Annotated in this window: 8 protein-coding genes; 5 read left to right on the plus strand and 3 right to left on the minus strand. The window is 58.5% G+C overall.

What is annotated here, in order from left to right; all coding sequences use genetic code 11:
- Position 1: 1 nt before the first annotated feature.
- A complete protein-coding gene (locus tag PMI18_RS28765; protein WP_007894271.1) occupies positions 2-916 on the plus strand; it encodes a DUF808 domain-containing protein in 915 nt (304 codons plus the stop codon).
- A gap of 176 nt (positions 917-1,092) precedes the next feature.
- Here PMI18_RS28765 and PMI18_RS28760 read toward each other — a convergent pair whose 3' ends face one another.
- The gene (locus PMI18_RS28760) at positions 1,093-1,881 is read right to left on the minus strand and encodes an MlaA family lipoprotein (RefSeq protein ID WP_007894272.1); all 789 of its coding nucleotides are present in this window, start codon (positions 1,879-1,881) and stop codon (positions 1,093-1,095) included.
- Complete coding sequence (locus PMI18_RS28755; RefSeq protein ID WP_007894273.1) at positions 1,874-3,172, minus strand: hypothetical protein; 1,299 nt, start codon at positions 3,170-3,172, stop codon at positions 1,874-1,876. The genes PMI18_RS28760 and PMI18_RS28755 overlap by 8 nt, the downstream gene beginning before the upstream one ends.
- A gap of 223 nt (positions 3,173-3,395) precedes the next feature.
- Here PMI18_RS28755 and PMI18_RS28750 point away from each other — a divergent pair, with 223 nt between their 5' ends.
- Positions 3,396-3,764, plus strand: a complete 369-nt coding sequence (locus tag PMI18_RS28750; RefSeq protein WP_007894274.1) for a hypothetical protein — start codon at positions 3,396-3,398, stop codon at positions 3,762-3,764.
- Positions 3,765-3,885: 121 nt separating this feature from the next.
- Here the strand turns inward: PMI18_RS28750 and PMI18_RS28745 are convergent, their stop codons facing one another.
- Complete coding sequence (locus PMI18_RS28745; RefSeq protein ID WP_007894280.1) at positions 3,886-5,481, minus strand: glycoside hydrolase family 17 protein; 1,596 nt, start codon at positions 5,479-5,481, stop codon at positions 3,886-3,888.
- Positions 5,482-5,767: 286 nt separating this feature from the next.
- On the opposite strand from PMI18_RS28745, the gene PMI18_RS28740 reads away from it, so the two are divergent.
- From PMI18_RS28740 to PMI18_RS28730, 3 genes are all read left to right on the plus strand, one after another.
- A complete protein-coding gene (locus tag PMI18_RS28740; protein WP_007894281.1) occupies positions 5,768-6,619 on the plus strand; it encodes a glycine betaine ABC transporter substrate-binding protein in 852 nt (283 codons plus the stop codon).
- Positions 6,620-6,824: 205 nt separating this feature from the next.
- Positions 6,825-7,136 (plus strand): DUF485 domain-containing protein, encoded by a 312-nt coding sequence (locus PMI18_RS28735; RefSeq protein ID WP_007894282.1) that lies wholly within the window; start codon positions 6,825-6,827, stop codon positions 7,134-7,136.
- Entirely contained in the window at positions 7,133-8,791 is a 1,659-nt protein-coding gene (locus PMI18_RS28730; protein ID WP_007894283.1) for a cation acetate symporter, read from the plus strand. The genes PMI18_RS28735 and PMI18_RS28730 overlap by 4 nt, the downstream gene beginning before the upstream one ends.
- Positions 8,792-8,935: the final 144 nt, after the last annotated feature.

The raw sequence follows: 8,935 nt of genomic DNA on the forward strand, positions 1-8,935 counted from the left end.
CATGGCAGGAAGCAGTTTGCTGGTGCTGATCGACGACATCGCCACCGTACTGGACGATGTGGCGTTGATGACCAAAATGGCCGCCAAGAAGACCGCCGGTGTGCTTGGCGACGATCTGGCGCTCAACGCCCAGCAGGTTTCCGGCGTGCGTGCCGAGCGGGAAATCCCGGTGGTGTGGGCGGTGGCCAAGGGCTCGTTCCTCAACAAGCTGATCCTGGTGCCGTCGGCATTGGCCATCAGCGCGTTCATTCCGTGGCTGGTCACGCCGTTGTTGATGGTCGGTGGCGCTTACCTGTGCTTTGAAGGTTTCGAGAAACTCGCCCACAAATTCCTGCACAGCAAAGCTGAAGATCAGGCCGAACACGCAGAACTGGTCGAGGCTGTGGCCAACCCGGCGGTCGATCTGGTGGCGTTCGAGAAGGACAAGATCAAAGGGGCGATTCGTACCGACTTCATCCTTTCGGCGGAAATCATCGCCATCACCTTGGGCACCGTGGCTGGCGCTTCGCTGACCCAGCAAGTGATCGTGCTCTCGGGCATCGCCATCGTCATGACCGTCGGTGTCTACGGCCTGGTGGCCGGCATCGTCAAACTCGATGACCTCGGTCTGTGGCTGACCCAGAAGCCCGGTCAAATGGCCAAAAGCATCGGCGGCGGGATTCTGCGTGCAGCGCCTTACATGATGAAAAGCCTGTCGGTGATCGGTACCGCGGCGATGTTCTTGGTCGGCGGCGGGATTCTGACCCACGGCGTGCCGGTGGTTCATCACTGGATCGAGAGTGTCAGCGCGGGTGCTGGTGGGGCCGGGTTTATCGTGCCGACGTTGCTGAATGCGGTGGCCGGGATTGTGGCGGGCGCGGCGGTGTTGGTGGGCGTGATGGCTGTCGGCAAGCTTTGGAAAACGGTGAAAGCCTGAACCTGTACAAGCGAGCCTGCTCGCGATGGGGGCATAACCTTCGACATCCATGTTGACTGTTAGGCCGTTATCGCGAGCAGGCTCGCTCCCACATTCGGTTGATGGTGTTTGATACATCGCGCATAAAAAAAGGCCATTCGACGCAAATCGAATGGCCTTTTTTGTTGTCGACGGAATTACTCGGCGACCTGCAGCTTGCGCGACTCGGTGTACACGTAACGCACTTTTTCATACTCGAACGGCGTATTCAGCTGGCCGTAGCGGAAGCTGTTCTGATAGCGCTTGTCGATAATGCGAAGTGCCCAGACTTCCGGATGGTTGGAGCTGACTTCGGCCACGTTCAAGAAGTTGATCGCCGATTCGCCTGTGTAATCCACCACCAGGCCTGCAGTGTCACGCAGGTTTGACGGGCCGAGGATCGGCAGCACGAAGTAGGCGCCGCCCGGTACGCCGTAGAAGCCCAGTGTCTGACCGAAGTCTTCGCTCTGGCGCGGCAACCCCATGGCGGTGGCCGGGTCCCACAGGCCGGCGACACCGATGGTGGTGTTGAGCAACAGGCGCGCGGTGGTTTCCATCGAACGCTGACCTTTGAATTGCAGCAAGCTGTTCACCAGGTTCGGTATATCGCCGACGTTGTTGAAGAAGTTGCTGACGCCGGTGCGCAGGAAGCTTGGGGTGATGTAGCGATAGCCGTTGACCACGGGCAGGAACACCCATTGGTCGAAACGGTAGTTGAAGTGGTAGACGCGGCGGTTCCATTCTTCCAGCGGGTCGTAGACGTTCAACGCGTTGAGTGTCGAGCGCTCGAACTCGCGCTGATCCAGCCCCGGGTTGAATTTGAGTTTGCTCAGCGGTTCCTTGAAGCCGTCACCATCGACCACCACAGGTGCATTGGCCTTGCTGTTGTCGGCATTGGCGACGCCTGCACAGAGTAACGCTGCGATCAGGAGGGGGTATTTAGCCACGGAAAAACTCCAGCATGGCGTCGCTGTTGACGCGATAGTTGAGGTTGCCGCAATGGCCGCCCAATGGATAAACAGTCAAACGGTCGCCGAAGGTCCGGCGCAGAAACCCCAGGTCGCCAGGGCCGAGAATCACGTCGTCGGCGTTGTGCATGACGGCGATTTTCGGGCTGTCGTGCAGGTAGTCCTTGAGCGCATACAGGCTGACCTGATCGATCAGTTGCAGCAGGCTGCCGCCGTCGGTGCGGGCGCGCCACATCGGAATGACCTGCTCGGTCAGGTAGCAGTCGAAGTCGCATTGCAGCGCGCGTTTGAGGAACGGCGTGAGGGTGGTGCCTTCGGTGATCGGGTATTTCGGTGGCGTGATCAGGCCGCGGCGGTTGATCAGGTCCGAGGTGAAGGCGATGTCTGCTGCCGAGAAACGGAACGAAGTGCCAATCAGCATGGCCATCTGTTCGTTGCTCAAGTGCTGCTTGGACTGCTGGAAGTCGTAGAGCAGGGCATCGTTGAGGTCGATGTAGCCTTTCTGCTGGAAGTAGCGGGTCAGTTTGTCCAGTACCAGTTCATAGAAGGTGGTGCTGTTGGTGATGCCCTTTACCTCTGTTTGTACCAGCTTGTCCAGGTTGGTGACCGAGGTGTAAAGGTTGACCGGCGGGTTTAGCAGCAAGACTTTCTTGAAATTGAAGCTGCGACGGGTTTCATCCAGGTGCGCGACGAAGGCCGCATCCAGTGCGCCAAGGCTGTAACCGGTCAGGAAATAATCGGTGACCGGCAGCTTCGGGTTCTGTGCCCGCACGGCCTGCATCACCCGGTACATGTCTTCGGCATCTTCCTTGGTCACGCCGGGGGTGGCGAAACGCGAAGCGGCGGTCATGAAGTCGAAGCTGGTCGGCGACGACAGCTGCACCACGTGATAGCCGGCCTTGTAGTAGAGCTTTTTCAGGTACTCGTTGAGGGTGCTGTCATAGCGTGCACCCGTGCCGGAGATCAGGAAGATCAACGGTGCTGCTTGATCTTGCGTGGCGATGCGGTAGGTGAGTTTCTTTACCGGCCAGAAGTTGTCCGGCAGGCTGAACTCACGCTCGGGGCGCAACGTGACGCTGCGATCCTCCTGATTGATGTCGTCGTCCAGCGGCAATTCCGGGCGTAACTCCGGCGGTGTCGTGGCGATGGTCGCCTCGAACGGGTTGGTCAGGGGGTAGCCGTAACTGGCGGCATCAATGTCGGCCGCCAGGGCGGACGCACTTAAAATCAAGCCGCCAAACAGGGCGGCGCAGCGCAAGGAACGGAGCATGACTAGATCCCTTAGAGGAAGGTGCCGGATGAAGTTCGCAGGCTATGACCACAGGATTTGCGCCAAAGTGCCATGATGGGCACCGAACAGGCCTGATTTCGGAGCAACGGTAGCTGGACGATACACTTTGCAGCTATTTGATGAACAGTTATCTGTTGATGTCACTTGCTTACCGCGGGCGGGGGATTAAGCTGGCCGCCGATTTCGTTTATTGGAGTGTTTCATGTCCCGCCGTCTGCCCGTGATCCTGTTGCTCGTTCTTCTGCCGTTATGGCTGGCTGCCAGTTATGGCGCGCGTTACGGCTTCATGGAGGATGCTCAATGGGTTGGCATTTGCGTTGATGAGGCCAGTCGTTGGGAATGCCAGATTCGGTCGAACCTGGGCTTTATGATTCATTTCAAGGTGTTGGGCTGGACGGCAATGGCCGCCGCCGTGATCGGTTTTGTGCTGCCGGGGCGGGCGGGGTGGTGGCTGGCGGTGCTGGCGCTGGTGTTCGGGTTTCCGGCGCTGGCGTTGTACAACACCACGTTGGCGGTGTTTGCGGTGGTGATTGCTGCTTTGCGTCTGGTTCGGGCTTCTCGTAACGCCTGATGGGCAGCCTTCGCGGGCAAGCCTCGCTCCTACAGTTTAGAGTCGTCCGCAATTATCACGGTCGACATAAATCTGTAGGAGCGAGGCTTGCCCGCGAAGAGGCCCGCAAGCACGCTGAAGATCAGCCCTTGCGAACCCGCAAGCTGCGCCACAACGCCGCCACCATCAGCACACTCACCAGCGCCCAACTCCAGGCCTGCTGGTTCTGCAAACCTTCTTGATACAGTTGCGGCGCAATGCCGGCGCCGATGATGAAGGTCAGCAGGGCGATTTCCCGACGCGGCACACTGACCGGACGGCACAGGTACACCAGCGCCGGCAGGATGAACGCGACACTCGGGAAGCTGCGATAACGCGGGTCGAACACCAACTCGAGCATCATCACCGCCGCGGCAAAACCTGCCGCTGCCAGCCACCAGCCGGCACGACGTTCCAACATATTGAATGCTCGTTCACGCCAGCCAGTGCGAGCGCTCAGCGTCAGCGCGGCATGCGCCAGCACCAATAGATTCAACCCCGTCAGCAAGGCGACCCACAGCCATTCACTGGTAAACCGGGTGGTGACACGGGCCAGATCGCCCCAGGCGCCAATCGAACAGGCCGCCAACGCGCCGAGCAGCGGCAGAACCAACGCCGCACGAGTACTGCGAACGCGACCGCCGAGGATCAGTGTGCCGATGAAGATCAAGCCACCCAGGGCCAGCCATTGCGACCAGTACGGCACGTTCGAGACCGGCCCGGCCAGCACGCCCTTGTCCTGACGATCGGCGTCGAACAGTCCCCAGTAACCCCCGACCGCACCTTCGCTGGCGCGTTTCCAGGGCTGGTCGAACGCCTCGATCAGGTTGTAATGCCAGCCTTGCTGCTCGGCCATGATCACAAAGCTGCGAATGAACTTGGCTTCATTGACCCGGCTCGGCAGGGCGGTTTCGCGCTGACGGCCTTCGCTCGGCCAGCCGGTTTCGCCAATCATCACGTCTTTGGGCGCGAATTTGTTGCCGAACACCTGACGCACTTCGGCCACATGCTGCAGTGCAGCGTCGATGTTCGACGGATCATCTTCCCAGTAGGGCAGCAAATGGATGGTCAGGAAGTCCACCGCGGGGGCGATTTCTGGGTGCTTGAGCCAGAATTCCCAGACGTCGGCGTAGGTCACTGGTTGTTTGACCTGACTTTTGACCTTGTTAATCAGCGTTGCCAACTGTGCGCCGGTCACTTCCTTGCGCAGCAGAGTTTCGTTACCTACGATCACCGAGGTCACTACATCGGCGTTGGCATTGGCCGAGGCGATCAGCAGATCGACTTCCTTGGCGGTGTCCACCGGGTTGCTGTTGACCCAGGCACCGATCATCAGCTTCAAGCCGTGCTTGCGTGCAAGGTCAGGCAGGGCTTCGAGGCCGGTCATGGAATAGGTGCGGATGCATTCGAAACGGGTTGCCAGCAGTGCGAGGTCGGCGTCCATGCGCTCGGGGCGCAGTTTGAACGGCACATCGAACGGCGATTGGTCTTTGTCGAACGGGGTGTAGGAGGCGCATTGCAGCTTGTGCGTCGCGCTGGCCACGTCCGGCAGGATCACCGGTTTGCCGAGTCCATACCAGAAGCCACCGAGAGCAAAAAGCCCCAGCAGGCAGGCAAATAAATAAGCAAAAAAAGGAAAGCGGGATGTCGCGGGCATGGTCAGGCCGTCTGGGAACAAAGCCGCGCATGTTACCTGCATTTGTCCCGCGCTTGGTGACCTGCATAATTTTGTCATGCAAAGTTTGGGCGGGGTGGCGGATGGATTTGCGACGGTTGCAATTAATGGCCTTCTGATGTCGTTTCTCGATGCCTTGAGGTCGCTGGCAGAGCAGGTCGCAGTGGGCGTCAGGTTGATCATCCAATCGTCAGTACTCCGCTGATGTTTGAACGAGTTCGCGGTGAGGCGTGATGGGGGCGCTGTGCACCATAACAATACGTTGAGCGGCTCGGCATCCGTCGAGCGCAGCACTTTCGGGGAAGTAACGATGAAGATGCGACGACTCTTGGGCGCAGGTGCCGCTTTGGTGCTGGCGATCAGTTCTACGATGGCCAGTGCTGAAGGCAAGGCAGTGACGATCGGTTATGTCGACGGCTGGTCGGACAGCGTCGCCACGACCAACGTGGCCGCGGAAGTGATCAGGCAGAAACTCGGTTATGACGTGAAGCTGCAAGCGGTTGCCACCGGGATCATGTGGCAGGGTGTGGCCACTGGCAAACTCGACGCCATGCTGTCGGCGTGGCTGCCCGTGACTCACGGTGAATACTGGACCAAGAACAAGGATCAGGTCGTCGATTACGGCCCGAACTTCAAGGATGCAAAAATCGGCCTGATCGTGCCGGAGTACGTCAAGGCCAAGTCTATTGCCGATCTGAAAACCGACGACAGCTTCAAAAATCGTATCGTCGGTATCGATGCCGGTTCAGGCGTGATGCTCAAGTCCGAGCAGGCGATCAAGGACTATGACCTGACCGGGTATCAGCTCAAGGCCAGTTCCGGCGCCGGCATGATTGCCGAGCTGACCCGTGCCGAGAAGAAAAACGAATCCATTGCCGTCACCGGTTGGGTGCCGCACTGGATGTTCGCCAAGTGGAAACTGCGTTTCCTGGAAGATCCGAAAGGCGTTTACGGTGCGGCTGAAACCGTAAATAGCATCGGTAGCAAGGGCCTGGATGCCAAGGCACCTGAAGTCGCGAAGTTCCTGAAGAACTTCCAATGGGCGTCGAAAGACGAAATCGGCGAAGTCATGCTGGCGATTCAGGAGGGTGCCAAGCCTGAAGCCGCAGCGAAGGATTGGGTGGCCAAACACCCGGATCGCGTTGCCGACTGGGTCAAATGATTTGATCTGAAGCGTCTAGTCAGCACCTCTCAAGGCCCCTTGGCTTTATGCCAAGGGGCCTTTTGCTTTTTTATGTGTTTAACGCATGCATGAGAAATGGCGACTCTGTCATGTCGTTCTAATACTAAGGTCGTCTGGAACCTGTCCGGCAGCCGCATAGAGTGGATACCGTTCCAACTAAATCTGTGCTGCGAGGATAAAAACAATGAACGACAGCATTTACCTCTCGATTCAAAACAGCTCGCGCTTCAAGGAGCTGGTCAGCAAGAGAGAACGATTCGCCTGGATTCTTTCAGCGATCATGCTTGGGCTGTACTCCGGATTCATCCTTTTGATTGCTTACGGGCCGCATATCCTGGGCGCGAAAATCAGCCCTGAGTCTTCGATTACCTGGGGCATTCCGATCGGTGTCGGGCTGATTGTTTCGGCCTTTATCCTGACGGGCATCTACGTGCGACGCGCCAACGGCGAATTCGACGACTTGAACAATGCGATTCTCAAGGAGGCTCAGCAATGATCCGGCGTCTAATGGCTCTATTGAGCATCGCAGCTTTTGCACCTGGCGCCTGGGCTGCTGACGCCTTGACCGGTGCAGTGGCCAAACAACCCCTGAACGTCGCGGCGATCCTGATGTTTGTGGCGTTCGTCGGTGCGACTTTATATATCACTTACTGGGCCTCCAAGAAAAACAACTCGGCCGCCGACTACTATGCGGCGGGCGGCAAGATCACCGGTTTCCAGAACGGTCTGGCGATTGCCGGTGACTACATGTCCGCGGCGTCCTTCCTGGGTATTTCGGCCCTGGTGTTCACCTCTGGCTACGACGGCCTGATCTACTCGATCGGCTTCCTGGTGGGCTGGCCGATCATTCTGTTCCTGATCGCTGAGCGCCTGCGCAACCTGGGCAAGTACACCTTTGCCGACGTGGCGTCCTACCGCCTGGGGCAAACCCAGATTCGCTCGCTGTCCGCTTGCGGGTCGCTGGTGGTGGTAGCGTTCTACCTGATCGCGCAAATGGTCGGTGCGGGCAAATTGATTCAGCTGCTGTTCGGGCTCGACTATCACGTTGCGGTGATCCTGGTCGGTATCCTGATGTGCCTGTACGTACTGTTCGGCGGCATGCTGGCGACTACATGGGTGCAGATCATCAAGGCGGTGCTGTTGCTGTCCGGTGCCTCGTTCATGGCGCTGATGGTGATGAAACACGTCAACTTCGACTTCAACGCGCTGTTCTCCGAGGCGATCAAGGTTCACCCTAAAGGTGAAGCGATCATGAGCCCGGGCGGCCTGGTGAAGGATCCGGTCTCGGCGTTCTCCCTCGGCCTGGCGCTGATGTTCGGTACCGCTGGCCTGCCGCACATCCTGATGCGCTTCTTCACCGTGAGTGACGCGAAAGAAGCCCGCAAGAGCGTGCTGTATGCAACCGGCTTCATTGGCTACTTCTACATCCTGACCTTCATCATCGGCTTCGGCGCGATCCTGCTGGTCAGCACCAACCCGGCCTTCAAAGATGCGGCTGGCGCGCTGTTGGGCGGTAACAACATGGCGGCGGTGCACCTGGCTAACGCGGTGGGTGGCAGTATCTTCCTGGGCTTCATCTCGGCGGTAGCGTTCGCGACCATCCTGGCAGTAGTGGCCGGTTTGACCCTGGCCGGTGCATCGGCGGTGTCTCACGACCTGTATGCCAGTGTGATCAAGAAGGGCAAGGCCAACGAGAAGGACGAGATCCGTGTCTCGAAAATCACCACCATCGCTCTGGCGGTGCTGGCGATCGGCTTGGGTATTCTGTTCGAGAAGCAGAACATCGCGTTCATGGTGGGCCTGGCGTTCTCCATCGCGGCGAGCTGCAACTTCCCGGTACTGCTGCTTTCGATGTACTGGAAGAAGCTGACGACTCGCGGTGCGATGATCGGCGGCTGGCTGGGTCTGGTCAGTGCTGTTGGCTTGATGGTGCTGGGGCCAACCATCTGGGTGCAGATCATGGGGCACGAGAAGGCGATCTTCCCGTATGAATACCCGGCGCTGTTCTCCATGGCCATTGCGTTTGTCGGGATCTGGTTCTTCTCGATCACCGATAAGTCGGCCGAGGGTGTGAACGAACGTGCGCTGTTCTTCCCGCAGTTTGTTCGTTCGCAGACCGGGTTGGGGGCGAGCGGGGCGGTTTCGCACTAAGGCTTTGAGTTTCTATATATAAGCTGAGCTACACAAAATGCCCTGGTCGAGAGATTGGGGCATTTTTTTATTGGGCGGTTATCGGGCTCTGTATGGTTTTTCCGCGGAGGTGGCCTGCTCTTTGATCGTGTACATATCCGTTTC

Source organism: Pseudomonas sp. GM102, assembly GCF_000282555.1.
Lineage (GTDB): Bacteria > Pseudomonadota > Gammaproteobacteria > Pseudomonadales > Pseudomonadaceae > Aquipseudomonas.

Bases quoted from the DNA above. Each gene is read 5' to 3' on its own strand.
- PMI18_RS28750 (WP_007894274.1), top strand. From the start codon at position 3,396: ATGTCCCGCCGTCTGCCCGTGATCCTGTTGCTCGTTCTTCTGCCGTTA.
- PMI18_RS28755 (WP_007894273.1), bottom strand. From the start codon at position 3,172: ATGCTCCGTTCCTTGCGCTGCGCCGCCCTGTTTGGCGGCTTGATTTTA.
- PMI18_RS28740 (WP_007894281.1), top strand. From the start codon at position 5,768: ATGAAGATGCGACGACTCTTGGGCGCAGGTGCCGCTTTGGTGCTGGCG.
- PMI18_RS28745 (WP_007894280.1), bottom strand. From the start codon at position 5,481: ATGCAGGTAACATGCGCGGCTTTGTTCCCAGACGGCCTGACCATGCCC.
- PMI18_RS28735 (WP_007894282.1), top strand. From the start codon at position 6,825: ATGAACGACAGCATTTACCTCTCGATTCAAAACAGCTCGCGCTTCAAG.
- PMI18_RS28765 (WP_007894271.1), top strand. From the start codon at position 2: ATGGCAGGAAGCAGTTTGCTGGTGCTGATCGACGACATCGCCACCGTA.
- PMI18_RS28730 (WP_007894283.1), top strand. From the start codon at position 7,133: ATGATCCGGCGTCTAATGGCTCTATTGAGCATCGCAGCTTTTGCACCT.